10 protein-coding genes and 1 pseudogene are annotated in these 14517 nt (G+C 38.7%); 1 reads left to right on the top strand and 10 read right to left on the bottom strand.

Annotated features, from left to right (window positions below):
• Positions 1-509: 509 nt before the first annotated feature.
• The gene (locus JFU24_RS26665) at positions 510-2717 is read right to left on the bottom strand and encodes a YhgE/Pip domain-containing protein (protein WP_201250723.1); all 2208 of its coding nucleotides are present in this window, start codon (positions 2715-2717) and stop codon (positions 510-512) included.
• Positions 2718-2746: 29 nt separating this feature from the next.
• Positions 2747-3364 carry a TetR/AcrR family transcriptional regulator gene (locus JFU24_RS26660; RefSeq protein WP_116820647.1) on the bottom strand — a complete coding sequence of 206 codons (618 nt, stop codon included), beginning with the start codon at positions 3362-3364 and terminating at the stop codon, positions 2747-2749.
• Positions 3365-3667: 303 nt separating this feature from the next.
• On the opposite strand from JFU24_RS26660, the pseudogene JFU24_RS26650 reads away from it, so the two are divergent.
• A pseudogene (locus JFU24_RS26650) lies at positions 3668-4134 on the top strand (DUF5392 family protein).
• 298 nt (positions 4135-4432) lie between these two features.
• Here JFU24_RS26650 and JFU24_RS26645 read toward each other — a convergent pair.
• From JFU24_RS26645 to JFU24_RS26610, 8 genes are all read right to left on the bottom strand, one after another.
• Positions 4433-5464 carry an aromatic ring-hydroxylating oxygenase subunit alpha gene (locus JFU24_RS26645; RefSeq protein WP_201185562.1) on the bottom strand — a complete coding sequence of 344 codons (1032 nt, stop codon included), beginning with the start codon at positions 5462-5464 and terminating at the stop codon, positions 4433-4435.
• 73 nt (positions 5465-5537) lie between these two features.
• Complete coding sequence (locus tag JFU24_RS26640; protein ID WP_201223828.1) at positions 5538-6980, bottom strand: aldehyde dehydrogenase family protein; 1443 nt, start codon at positions 6978-6980, stop codon at positions 5538-5540.
• A 143-nt stretch (positions 6981-7123) separates the two neighbouring features.
• Positions 7124-8551 (bottom strand): amino acid permease, encoded by a 1428-nt coding sequence (locus JFU24_RS26635; protein WP_201185564.1) that lies wholly within the window; start codon positions 8549-8551, stop codon positions 7124-7126.
• 96 nt (positions 8552-8647) lie between these two features.
• Positions 8648-9823, bottom strand: coding sequence for a Glu/Leu/Phe/Val family dehydrogenase (locus JFU24_RS26630; RefSeq protein WP_201223826.1), 1176 nt, complete (start codon positions 9821-9823; stop codon positions 8648-8650).
• Positions 9824-9904: 81 nt separating this feature from the next.
• The gene (locus JFU24_RS26625) at positions 9905-11569 is read right to left on the bottom strand and encodes a thiamine pyrophosphate-dependent enzyme (protein WP_201250720.1); all 1665 of its coding nucleotides are present in this window, start codon (positions 11567-11569) and stop codon (positions 9905-9907) included.
• A gap of 79 nt (positions 11570-11648) precedes the next feature.
• A complete protein-coding gene (locus JFU24_RS26620) occupies positions 11649-13145 on the bottom strand; it encodes a sodium:solute symporter family protein (RefSeq protein WP_201223824.1) in 1497 nt (498 codons plus the stop codon).
• Entirely contained in the window at positions 13145-13339 is a 195-nt protein-coding gene (locus JFU24_RS26615; protein ID WP_201185568.1) for a DUF3311 domain-containing protein, read from the bottom strand. The genes JFU24_RS26620 and JFU24_RS26615 overlap by 1 nt, the downstream gene beginning before the upstream one ends.
• A gap of 87 nt (positions 13340-13426) precedes the next feature.
• On the bottom strand, positions 13427-14401 hold the full coding sequence (locus JFU24_RS26610; RefSeq protein WP_201223823.1) for a hydroxyacid dehydrogenase: 975 nt from the start codon (positions 14399-14401) through the stop codon (positions 13427-13429).
• Positions 14402-14517: the final 116 nt, after the last annotated feature.

The raw sequence follows: 14517 nt of genomic DNA, 5'->3' as shown, positions 1-14517 counted from the left end.
TCTACTTGCAACAGCTAATCAAGATGAAAACGTATTTGAACGAGCTCATTAATTTGATATTCACCGTAATCTAAATCCTCATATTGTTTTTGGACACGGTAATCATTTCTGTATCGTTGCGCCTTTTAAGCTAACATTGCCTTAACGGAATTGGTGAAAAAGTTTACTTCACTCACGTTCCCGGAGCCATTTACTGATGCAATCGAGAAAAGTGAGGTATATGGACGAAAGAGTTTTCCTATTCAATTGAAAAAAAATGTAACGCCTTCTACTATTTTAGATTGCGTTACATTTTAGCGTATTGTCCCTGGTGGAATTGGGATGCAGAAATAAACCAGAGTAAAAGATAGGTAAAGCTTTGGAGCTATATATAAAAAGAAAATTTACTAATTAATCGAGATTAGAGGGCACGAATCTCATTTATGTACTAGATTTAAATATGGATTTTATTCTTCTACTGCAAGCAAAAAAGAACGATTCCTTTAAAAGGAATCGTTCTTTTTTTGTGTTTAATTTTCAGTAGTTTCGCTTACTCCTGAATAGCTTTTCTTATGCTTCACGACAAAGTAAAGCAGTGTCAATATCATAAAACCAATTGTAAAGCCAAGTAAAACATAGACGTTTTGCCACATTAAACCAAAGTTACCACTTGATATTACTTCTTTAAATCCTCTTACTGAGAAAGTCATCGGTAACCAATTATTGAATATTTGTAATGGTTCTGGTATCAATTCAAGTGGGAATGTTCCAGCACTTGTCGTTAACTGCAAGATCAAGATAACTATCGCGATGAAACGACCTGGATCTCCCATTGTTGTTACAAGCAACTGAATCAATGTAATGAATACCAAACTCGTTATAATCGAGAATATTACGAATAACGGTACACTTTTCACTTCCATATCAAGCAGTACTAAAGTTAATCCTGAGGCAATAATTGCTTGGATAATACCTACTGAAGCAATAATGCCAAATTTACTTAAGAACCAAGTGAACCCGTTTTTCGGAATTCCAATCGGATCTCTTAATGGAAAGACAATTGAAAGTAATAGGGCACCAACGAACAAACCTAATGATAGGAAGTAAGGGGCAAAACCAGTTCCGTAATTTGGAACTTTATTGATACTCTCTTTTTCAACCTTAACAGGTTCTGCAACCATGTTATACGTTTCTTCACCAGCATTAATATCTGCAGAATCTTTTGCAGCTTTATTAATTTTATCCTTAAACTCTGTCGACCCTTCTGCCAACTTACTTGTTCCACTTACAATTTTACTAGATCCATCAGCTAATTGACTAGATCCATCAGCTAATGCTGCCGATCCTGCTGTAAGTTGATTGACTCCATCTGCAAGTGTCGTTGAACCTGCAGCGAGGTTTTGGCTACCAGTTTTTGCTTCTGATAATTTCTCACCGAAAGTTACTAGTCCTACTCTTAATTGAGATTGACCTTCTTTTAATTGAGCTGCCCCTGTTGCTAATTGAACTGCTCCTTCATTTAATTGAGAAACACCTGTTTGAAGAGCTTTTTGCCCATTATTCAGTGTGGCAATATTTTCAGAAAGACTAGCTGAACCTGCTTCAATTTGACCTGCAGAACTTGCAAGCTCTTTATTCCCAGCTTCAAGCTTTGTTGCACCTTCTGACAGTTGTGCAAATGCTTGCTTCAAAGCTGCTTGCTGTTCTTCAGGTAATGCTCCCATATACGGTTCTAATTGCGATTGAAGGGTAGAAACTCCTTCTTTCAATCCTGATGCCCCATTAGCTGCGCTATTTGCACCTGTTTCAAGCTTTTGTAAGTAACCAGTAAGCTGCTTACTTCCATCATGGATTTTTTCAGTACCCGAAACAACCTCATTCATCTTCGCTTCAACTGTACCAATGCCAGAATGAGCTTTTTCTATACCTGCTTGAAGGCTTCCTGCCCCATCTTCTGCCTTTTTCGCTCCGTCAATCAATTGATTTTGAGCGTTAGATAACTGCCCTAAACCATCAGCAAGTGATTGTGCTCCTTTTTGTAACTCAACGGTACCGTCCTGAACTTTCTTAGTTCCACCTGTAAATTCAACTTGTTTCTCAGCTAATGATGTTAATTTTTCTTCTAAAGTTTTTACACCATTATCAACGTCCAGGATTCCATCTTTCAGTTTCCCAGCTGCTTCATCCGTTGACTGAAACCCTTCGCCCATTTCTGTTATGATGTCAAACATCGTTTCTGCATATGTCTCAGTTACTTTTTCTGCTAGAGCCATTTGGATTTTTTGAACAGCTGTTTCTCCTATTTGAGCTGATAAGAAGTTAAAGCTTTCATTTGGAACATACTTTAATTCAAGTTTTTGCGGCTTATCATCCATTAACGTCGTCGCGTTTTTCGAAAAATTCTCTGGAACTTCTACTAGTAAGTAATATTTCTGATCCTCTAAGTTTTTGTAGCCCGTTTTACGATCAACAAACTGAAAATTAAAATCCTTACTTTTCTTCAGTTTTTCTACAAATTCATCACCGAGTTTTAATTCTTCTCCCTCTAACTTAGCACCAGTGTCGTTATTTACAATGGCAACTGGTAAATCTTCTAGGCGATCATACGGATCCCAAAAAGCCCATAAAAACATACCACTATACAAGATAGGAATAAATAGAATTGCGATAATTGGGATAAGCAGTTTTTTATTTTTAAACAGGCCAAGTAACTCCTGTTTTATTAAACTAGATTTCAAAGAATTTCCCCCTAAGAATAATTGACCGATTAATTCATTTGGTCATTTTTTTGTAAATAATAAGGACTATCAGGAGTGACAGCCAATCCGTTAAACAAATATAACTGAAATAGTTCTGCTATTTCTTCTTTTTCAAGTGGTTTATGATTTCTTTCCCAATCGAATATAAGTGCTAAATAAATCTTCAACATGATAAAAGCTGTTATTTCAGGATTACATGGAGAAATATCTTTCTTTTCGATAGCTATTTTAATTTTCCCCTTAATATAGGAAATGATTTCTATTTCTAATTCATTTAACATTTGTAAAACTGCTGGCGTTCCCATTTCTTTTTCTTCCTGAAATAGCTTCAGTGATAATTGATGCTCCTTTCTGAATTCTAAGATTCGATATAGTGCACTATGCAGGTTTTCATAAAAGGTTAAGTTTGGTTTAATTGACTGCTCAGCCTCATATTTCATTTCTTCAATCATTCGTAACACAATTTCTTTAAACAATTGCTCTTTATTGGCATAAAAAGTATAGATGGTCCCCTTGCCGACATTTGCTATTTTCGCTACTTGTTCCATAGTTGTAGCTTTATAACCAAAGAGTGAAAAAGACTTTGTCGCAGCCTCTAATATTAACTTTTTCCTGTCAATTGACATATATCACCTCGAACTGACCGTTTGAACAAATCGGTCATTAAGTTATTTTATGATATTAACAAATTTTTTTTATAATAACAAGACTTCTTTTTTAAAGTTTAGGAACATCATATCTTTCTATCATCTCTTTTTGCTTTATTACCCATATTGATTACTTACTATTAAAGTATAATAAATGACAAATAAGGAACTAAGCGATAAGATATAGACAATTAGGTTCCTTTTCCTGATTTCTTTAATAGGTTGGTGTAAAGATAAAGACCATGAAATTAAACAAAAGGTAACCAATACAAATCGCATAGTATGCATATTAAGGAGGACACAATGATTATTAAGATAAATAATATACCGCGTTTCATGCAGGCCGAAATCGAAAAACTTCAATCAAAACTGTCTCCATTATTGAAGAAAAATATGAAATACGGTTTTTTTCAACCGTGATGATAGGGTTTTCCATCATAAATCTATTTTTTCTTCTATTTAAAAATGACTCATATCCAATCTCTAAAATTGCCCTTGCAATATATGCATTAGTGGGTGCTATAGGATTTGCCCTTTTAAAGGAAAACAAACACAACCAAAAAGAAATAGTGAAAATGAGCCAAAAATATATGCTGGAGAGAATGAAAGAAAGCAACTATTTAACCGATGCCAGGAAAAGTAATTACTATAAAAAGGTAAATGAGCAGCCGCTATCTGCAATGAATGTCTTTTTGGAGTTTCTCGCAGAAGAGGAACAAAGGAAGAACCAACCCTTCCAAAATGAATAAATATAAAATGGAAGTTCGCAAATTTTTATAACTTTATCGGTCGTTGAAATAAGTCAACAAACGATTAGCGCTTTTAAAAAATATAAGGTTAAAAAAACAACTCAACCAGTATGCTCCGGTAGACTACCGATTCATACTGGTTGTTTGCTTAGGCTTTTAAACTGTCTACTTAACAAGGTAAGACCACTTTACGATAGATCTATTCCAAAAAAGGTTGAATAAAATTTCTTGGCATTCACAAATTCTTTGTATTCTCGTTTCTTTTTAATGCTGTGTATTTCTATTAGCAGAAAAGTAATTAGTCATGGAGGGCCTTATCAATTAGTTCATGAAAATAGACTGCTGCATGTTCTGTTGGAGAAAAGATACCATTTGTAAACGCCTGGGAATTTAATCCTTTTTGCAATTTTTCCACCAGTTCAAAATCTTCCTGCCGTACTTGATCAACAAATTTAAAATAGTCTTCTTTTTCTATTGTTGTTTTTTCATTGAGGGAGTAATCACGATAAATACCTAGCGACGTCTCTGCATCAACAGGAATTACTTGAATGGTATTCACATTCCCGTCTCCTGGATAAACGTTAATCATCATATTGGGCCAAATCCAATAAAAACGTGCTTGGTCACCTTCAGCATTCTTACTTGCTGACATATATTGATAGGTAAATTTGTCGTGTGTCGTTGTGCAAAAGTTCGATATATCAAAAGATTTTGCAAAGCCAGGATGAGCAATGGAACAATGATCACATTCAAGGTAGTTGTCAACAACAGCTTTCCAATTAGCTTTAACTACTCGACGAGTTTCCCTAACTAGTTTTAGAGAATCAAAGAAGGGATACTCTTTCATTTCCTCTAAAAATTCCTGATATGCTTCTGCCAGAGAAGGAGCATTTTTGTCTAGATTGACAAAAATCATAGCATTCTGAACTTCTAAGCGAATGGATTTCATACAGCTGTGTGCTCCCAGTTCATTCGTTTTAAAATTAGGAGCTCTATTAACATTTCCATCTAATTTAAATGTCCATCCATGGTATCCACATTGTAAAACTTTTTTATTTCCTTTATCAGATTGTTCTACTTTCATTCCGCGATGCGGACAAATATTGTAAAAAGCACGCAGTTCACCATCAGTACCGTGAGAAACGATAATAGGCTCCCCAGCGACATCTAATGTCAAGAAATCGCCTACTTTTTCGACTTGGCTGGCATGCCCCACCAATATCCAACTTTTTCTAAAAATCTTATTTCTTTCTTCATTAAATACCTCTGGATCGACATACCGTGAATAAGGTAGTGTTGGGCTAAACTGTACATTTTCTTTCGTACTCATATTGAAAATCCCTCCTGATAATCATCTAATTTTAAAGTTCAAAAAACAGCTTAGTACAATTTTTATTTTCTAGTTATACCCGATCCATATATACTGTCTTGATTTCAGTATAAAATTCAACAGCACTCTTCCCTTGTTCACGGCTGCCTGCACTTGAATTTTTACATCCGCCAAATGGCATTTGCGGTTCGGTTCCTGCTGTTTCCGAATTGACATGGACAAGACCCACTTCGACATCTTCAATAAACCGTTGAGCCGCCGTTAAATTATTCGTGCAAATTGCTGCGCTCAATCCATAATCTGTATCATTCGCCATCTTAACTGCTTCCTCATAATTTCCGGCCTTAAAAAGGGCGATGACTGGTCCAAAGATTTCTTCACGTGCAATGCGGGCATGTTGAGGAACATTTTCAAAGATAGCCGGTTGGACATAAAAACCATTCGCCAATTCCTCTTCAGTCGGAATCTCTCCTCCACACAAAAGCGTTGCTTCTGATTTCCCTGCATCAATCATTTCAAGCACGCCATCGCGTTGTGATCTAGATACAGCGGGACCGATATATGTTTCTTCGTTAAGCGGGTCGCCCACTTTTAATTCTTTCGTACGCGCGACAAGACGTTCACGGAATGCTTCGTAAATTCCTTCTTCGACAATCACCCTGCTAGTGGCTGTGCATTTTTGCCCTGTGGATTTAAAAGCTCCGCCTACAGCGATTTCCACTGCTTTTTCAAGATCAGCATCTGCGAGAACGACGAGCGGGTTTTTCCCTCCCATTTCCACTTGCACTTTCTTCCCATGTTCAATGGCTTGTTTTTGAATTTGCTGACCTACTTGATTCGAACCTGTAAAAGATATAGCCTTCACATCCGGATGTTCCACTAATTCAGCACCAATGACAGAACCCCTTCCGAATACACAATTAATGACACCAGCCGGAAGACCCGCTTCATCTAATGCTTTTATCACATGATAGACCGACTTAGGTGTAAGATCAGCCGGTTTAATCACGACTGTATTTCCATAAATAAGGGCTGGCGCCAATTTCCACACAGGGATAGCAATTGGAAAGTTCCATGGTGTAATCAACCCCACCGGACCGAGCGGAGTACGAGTAGTGTACAAAAATGTATTTGCATTCGCTGAAGGAATTACTTCTCCAAGTGGCTGCCGAGCTTCAGCAGCATAATATTCAAGTATGCTAGCAGCACGATTGGCTTCCCCCATCCCTTCCAAGAATGTTTTCCCTTCTTCCTTTATCAAATCCTGACCTACTTCCTGCACATTCATTTTCAAAATATCAGCTGCTTTCTGCAAATATGAAGCCCGTTGCTGAAACGAAAGTTTTTTCCAAGCAGGAAATGAATTTTTTGCGGCTGCCACTGCATCATGTAAATCAGCCGCAGCACTAGATGGAAATTCCCCTAAATTTTCTCCATTATGGGGACTAAGATTTTCCCTATACTCCCCTGTAGTTGGTTCTTTCCATTTTCCATTAATATAATTTAAGTAACGCATATGATTTCCTCCCGTATTCTATTTTTCTACTTCTAGATGATAGATTTGCTTATTACTGGAAACTTCTAAAATAGATTCTTCCACCATTCGTGTATACTCGAATGGTTGCACGTTTTCATTTGTCGGCATATTAAGAATAATTTCTATTGAACGAAATCATTAGGCTGTTCATTTGTAAAGGTAGGCACATCTACCTTCCTTCTCGTATACCTAAAATAGTAAAATATATAGCAAGCAGCGACGAAACCTAATCCCCAATACAACGAAGTGCGCTGTGTCGAATCATAAGCGGTGAACACGAAAATACCTAGACACATAAGGATGCAGAGAATCGGGGCAAACGGGAAGAAAGGTACTCTATACTTCAGATCTTCAACCTTTCCTCCTTCTCTGATATACTGCTTACGGAATCTGTACTGTGCGAACGCAATCGCCATCCAAGTAAGTACACCTCCAACCCCGCTTATAGAAAGTAACACCACAAATAGCGTTTCTTCTGCTACTACACTTGTAAGTAACGACAGCAAGGCAAAGACCAAGGTGACGAGTAAGGCATTAATAGGTACACCGCGCCGATTTAGCTTTCCAAATGAAGGATGCGCCATTCCGTTTTGAGAAAGGGAGAAAAGGACCCTTGTACAAGCAAACAGACCCGTGTTCCCTACAGAGAGGACCGCCGTCAAAATTACGAAATTCATAATGTCAGCGGCATAAGGAATACCTACCATTTCAAACACGGTAACAAATGGGCTTTCCAGCACCCCAACTTCTTGCCACGGAACGATAGCCGACAAGATAAAGATTGCTAGAACATAGAAAAGCAGCACACGTATTACGATGTTTCGAATCGCTCTCGGAATACTTTGTTGGGGGTTTTCCGTCTCGCCTGCTGCAACCCCCATGATTTCTGATCCCTGAAATGCGTATACGACCGTCATCATCGATATAAACACACCCGTGAATCCTGTAGGAAATAGTCCATCACCCATAAAATTAGAAAAAAACGGAGCAGGTTGTGCATCCATACGAATCAATCCAAACATCGCTGCCGCACCGATAATTATGAACAGAATAACAGCAAGTACTTTAATCCCTGAGAACCAATACTCAGTCTCAGCAAAACTTCTCGTTGTTAAGGCATTTATAGTGAACAAAAGTACGGTAAATATCATACACCATACCCATACTGGTATATCAGGAAACCATCTAGTCATAAGCAAACCAGCTGCTACAAATTCTAAGCCTACGTAAAGAGCCCAACTCAGCCAGTAAATCCATCCAATGACAAATCCAGTAGCGGGTCCAATAAATTTCGTTGCATGGACCTGAAAGGAACCGGACACCGGCATCACTACCGATAATTCACCGAGACAAATCATCGCCAAGTACATTAATAAACCACCGAACAAATAGGCAATAATCGCTCCTGCGGGTCCGGCTTCACCGATCGCATAACCTGATCCCAGGAAAAGACCTGTTCCAATAACCCCACCTAAGGAGAGCATAAATAAATGTCTGCTCTTCATCGAACGCTGTAATTCTTTTGGCTGATTTTCATGTCCTGTTTGCATTAATTCCCCCCCGTTTCTAATCGATAAACTGCTCTATACACTTTTATGATTAACACAAGATAACGAGAGTTCCCATTATTCTGAAATTAAACCACATTATTGTGCAGGTAACGCTTCGGAGGGTTCTGCATATTCTAGCAAGTCGCTGATTGTCGGTTTAAATATTTCATAAGCTACTTCTCTTTGATATTTATTTTGGTTTTTTGCTTCTGTAAACAACTGATACGTATTTTTCCTACAAAGTTTTTCAATATCATCAACTACAGCTTGCGGATTTGGTTTAACTAGTCCGAAAATAACCACTTCATAAAATCTTATCGCCCCCAGGTTGGCAACGAAATCATTGACAACATCAATTCCTCTTTGTTTTATGATTTCGTCTCCCTCAGAAGAAAGGGGAATGTTTGCCGCTTCCACAATTAAGCTTGCTTTTACACTTTTAGCATTAGATTTGTGGATGACATCCTCTAGTGCGCACGGAATTAAAATATCGCAATCTATATCGAGCCATTCCGTGTTTGACCTTACATTATAATGCGGTTCAAAAAAGTCTTTATCCATTTCTCCGTACAAATTCTTATGATCAATAAGCTTTTGGACATCTAATCCTTCTTCACACGTTACTAAAAGGGTTGCATCAGAAATTCCAACAACTTTATAACCTAACTGGGACATTTTCAATGCGCAGCTTGCTCCTACACAGCCGAATCCCTGAATGACAACTCTCGCTCCATCTTTTCCGCTTTTAAATTTCCAGGCCTCATCTGCCGAAAATGCTACACCATAGCCTGTTACGACATCGTTTAAATACAACCCGTCAATTTTTGTTTTCAACAATTCATCAAAGTCCTTTATCCCTTGTAGAACATTCGGATTCTGCTTCATTGATTTCGTAAGAGGGATATCAATACCAAATTCATTAAATATTTTGAGCACATCTTCATATTTGGTACCTAAATCACTGCCTAAAGATACCCCGATGTCTATATAAGGCATCATCGCAATTAGAAATCTTCTTAATACTGCATACGCGTCTGGCGCTTTATAGTCATAGGCAATGCCCGCTTTACATCCGCCAGTCGTCTCAGATTCACCGGCTACATACTTATAAGCCATCGCCTCAGCTAACCTTTGAACCTCTTCTTTTGTGACCGTTGGATGCATTCTTGTACCGCCGCCTGCGTAGCCTTTGACAAAGTTATGCACGACCAGCCAACCTTTTGCATCTGTTTCCGTATCATTCCATTCCACAACTAAATATGGTTTGAACATCTGTGAAACCTCCCCAAAATCTTTTATTATTTCCACTAACTTCTAATGCAAAAACAATGCCACAGCATATATGCCCCGCAACTATTTGTTGGACAATAGCTTTGCGTGTACTTCCTTCTTGTTTTGGGCAACAGATAGAATCTTTGGATTGACTGCAACTTCAATTACAGCCGGAAGCCCTGAAGCAATCGCCCTTTGCAGTGCTGGCGCAAAATCACTATTTTTTTCAACCTTTTCACCATGCGCTCCAAATAAGCGGGCCAATTCGGCAAAATTAGGATTGGACAAGTCAGTTCCAACGACCCGATTTGGAAAATGCCTTTCTTGATGTACACGGATTGTTCCGTAAATATTGTTGTTCACCACAATTGATATAGTCGGAATTTTATATCGTACAGCCGTTTCAATCTCTTGGAGAGTCATCATAAAGCCGCCATCTCCTGAAAAAGAAACAACATGTTTGTGAGGCTGCGCCAGCTTTGCCCCAATTGCCGCAGGCAGTCCATATCCCATGGCTCCCGACGTTGGCCCCACGTATGTGTTTTCATGTTCAAAACGATAATATCTGGATAGCCATCCAAAAAAGTTGCCGGCATCATTTGTAATAATGGTATCTTTCGGAAGACAGACAGTAATGTCATGCATTAATCCGTCCATATCCACGAAATCTTCTGTGTAGTCGGCCTTTGGTTCAGAAAATTTCATATATTTATCGTGCAATTCTTTCATATTATCTTCGCTTGAAATAGAAGAATCTGATCCTGACGCTTGCAGCGCTTGTTCTAAGAAACTCTTGACATCTGCTTCTATGGCTAGAGAAGGAGCATACACTTTACCAAAAATATCGGGACAAATATCCACATGGATCAGTTTTGTATTTTCAGAAAGCAAGGTGTAATCTTGTGTTCCTACTTGAGAGAATCGCGTCCCTAACGCCAAAACTACATCTGCATCTCGAATTGCATCAAGTAAATATTGAGGTGTCCCAAACCCAAGCCATCCTGCATAGCAAGGGTGTGAGTTCGGAAACGCGTCGAATCGACGGAAAGCGGTAACAACAGGAAGTTTCATCGCCTCGACAAACTGTACAAGCAGCCTGTTAGACTTACCATGAATCACACCGCCACCGGCAATCAATACGGGGCGCTCCGCTTTTTGTATCGTCTCTATCACCTGCTTCACCACTTCCATATGTGGCTGAGGAGGAAGCGAGCGATAAGAAGGATAGATGTTCAACTCTGCCTCATCTTCTAACATGTCATGCGGCAAAGCCACTAATACAGGGCCAGGACGTCCCGATCTCGCCATATGAAACGCCCGTTGCAATAATTCTGGGATTCTTTCCACACGATCAATCTCTACCGTCCATTTACATAAATGACTGAAAAAACCCGTCAAATTTACCTCCTGAAATGCTTCCTTTTCTTTAAAAGGGCGTTCAACTTGGCCAATAAGCGCAACCATTGGGGTTGAATCTTGAGCAGCAGTATGAATACCGATAGCTAAGTTTGTAGCACCCACTCCACGCGTTGCCATACAAACTCCTACCTCACCTGATGCCTTCGCATACCCTTCCGCCATAAAAGAGGCACCTCCTTCATGCCTGGCGGAAATAAGTTCTATTTCAGGATGTTGATATAATGCATCCATTACACTAAGATAACTTTCACCTGGTACACAAAAAGCTTTTTTTACCCCTTCTTTAGCCATTACTTCTACGACTGCCCTACCTCCACTGACTTTCATAAATAAGCCTCCCGCTTTCAAGAACGTGTTTTCGTTCTAGTAATTTATGTTTAAATTAATCTTGAACTCATTTTTAATATTATTTTACAAGTTTTCCTATACCGGAAACTTGTTTATTATCTTCTTCCATCTCAATTGAAGTTTTTCTTGTAATAGCACTTACTCCTAAAGTCACTGCAATGTTGATAAATAGTACAGCTAACCCCACATCAAGATCCTGTATTGCTTGTGGTAGAGATGGAAATAATGTGGCAAGTGTCGTACCTGAAGTAGTCGAGTATATGACAATTAGAATTCCAACGATCATTCCGAAAAAAGCTCCTTGAACGGTAACAGGATTTTTTTTCCACAGACTGAAAAATAGTGCTGGGAACAACTGTGCCATAAAGCTATATGCCATAAGATACAAAGTAAAAATCGACTCCCCGCCATTGAACGTAAAGTATAGTGTCACTAAAGCAATGACAGGTACTAACATCCTACTCAATCTCCGAAGTTGGTCATCTGATGTATTCGGTTTCCACACCTTATATACATTTTTTGAAAGAATCGTGGCCGTAGCCGTCAACACGAGTGAACTAGGTATAAGGGCGGCCATCGCCCCTGATGCTCCAATAACTCCAACAAACCAGGGATCAAATGACATCTTCGCCATTTTAAATAAAGCTAAGTCTGCTTCTGCTCCTTGTAAATTCGGAACTTGAAGAATCGCAGAAAAACCAATAAAAAGCGAAAAAATGATGATTACTTGATAAATTGGCATAACTCCAGCATTCCAACGAAGTGATTTTGGACTTTTTGCAGAAAACACTCCCGCTAACATATGAGGAAACATATAGAATGCCAGTGCTGTCATAATCGTAGCTGAAATAAACCAAGAGATACTCAATCCTTGTTCAGGGAATATCAATAATCCTTGTTTTGCTGTATCGATTGCTTCAAACATCGGCTGCAAACCACCGTAAAAATGAAGTGGAAAATAAATCCCCATAAAGACGACAACTGCCAAAATCATGATATCTTTAATAACCGCCGTCCACGCTACTCCATGCATCCCTGAAGCAGTTACATAAATTGTGATCGCAATTACACTTACAACTATGGCCACATTAGGAGAGATGGACCCATAGGAGGCTTCCGATACGATAATTCCTAACCCTTTTAATTGCATGATCAGATAAGGAATAATTGAAATAACGCTAATTACCGCCACAAGCACACCTAAAGCCGGACTATTGTACTTTTTGTCATAAAAATCAGATTGAGATATGACATTGTTTTTTTTGGCATATTTCCAAATTGGCGGCAACAGCCAATAGGCGATTACGAAATAGAAGCAATTGAAAGCGTATAAGGCAGGAGGCATACCAGATCTATAAGCGCCGCCGCTTGCCCCCAAAAACGTATATGTCGTAAACATTTCACCGGCAATCAAAAAGAAGAGTAAAAAACTGCCGAAACCTCGTCCACCTATAGCCCATTGTTCCAAACTCATATTTTTACCTTTTCGTGCTTGTAGCCCTAACCAAATACACAGAACTAGAAAGAAAAGGATAACAAGAAGGGCTGCATTCATTACTCTTCTTCCTCCTTGGTTGAAGGATCAAGTTTATTAGCAATTATCAAAAACAATGATGTAAGACAAACCCATAATATGGCCCAAAAAAGAACAAATGGCATTCCTAAAACATAAGGTTCAATTCGATTGATAACAACAAGTGAACCAAGTGCTGGTACCACACTTATCACAAAGATTATTTTTTTCTTCATTTATTCACCATCCTTATCAACTAATGCCAAACTCGATCTTTTCATATATTACTATTCTATAAAAAACAAATAATTAAACTTGTATTATTACATTGACAACCCTTTAGTTAAGGGCTCATTTACAGCCCACTTAGGATTCACGCCAGTCAGAACTTGATCCACTTGCATTGCTGCATGTACAGCCATGCGTATCGAACCTTCCTTCGTCAATGCCGCATTATGAGGACTGACAATCACATTATCCAATTTAAAAAGAGGATTCCATTTATCAGGAGGCTCAACTTCAAATACGTCTATTCCAGCGCCGGCAATTTCGCCCGCTTGCAAAGCATTTACTAAATCACTTTCCTTCACTACACCTCCCCTGGAAGCGTTTACAAAATAGGATGAAGGTTTCATCCAGGAAAACTCACGGCTTCCTATTATACCTTTTGTTGTGTTCGTTAACGGCAGATGCAGACTGATAACATCAGAGTTTCTGAATACCCATTCTAAATCTGTTGCTATCTCTAACTCCAAGTTCGTGCTAGCTGTAACATATGGGTCGTAGCCAATTACTTTCATATCGAAGCCTTTAGAAGCCTTTTTTGCCAGAATTCTACCGATTCTCCCTAGTCCAATAATCCCCAAAGTCTTGCCTTCCAAGTCCATGCCAAAAAGTTGATTACGGATAGCAAAATTCCCATTGCGTAGCTCTTTATCCGCCAAGCTTAAGTTTTTGGACAAAGATAAAATTAATGCCATTACATGTTCAGCTACAGCATTCGCATTTGCCTCTGGCGTATTTGTTACATAAATGCCACGCTCAGTAGCGGCCTCGATATCAATATTGTCCAAGCCCACTCCATACTTAGCAATTACTTTGAGATTTTCAGCTGCTTGAATAACTTCTTTATTTATTACAGCCGTTGATCTCGTTAATACTGCATCACAATCCTTGATTTCTTCCATAAGAATTTCTTGCGCCAGATCAGACCCTACTTTAATCTTATAGCCTTTCTCTACTAAATAACTTTTCCCCTCTTTCTCAATATCTTGAGGAATATACACTAAATGACTCATATGCCCACACCCTTTCATGTTAACCTGGAAAGAAGTATCTTTCCTACTCCATTGTATATATACAATAATCGTGCCAACATAAAAAACATCAGTTTATCCAAGAAAGAAGCCAATTA

It is taken from the genome of Peribacillus sp. TH27, from assembly GCF_016650915.1.
GTDB classification, from domain to species: Bacteria; Bacillota; Bacilli; order Bacillales; family DSM-1321; genus Peribacillus; species Peribacillus butanolivorans.
This window is presented reverse-complemented; position numbering and strand designations above follow the sequence as displayed.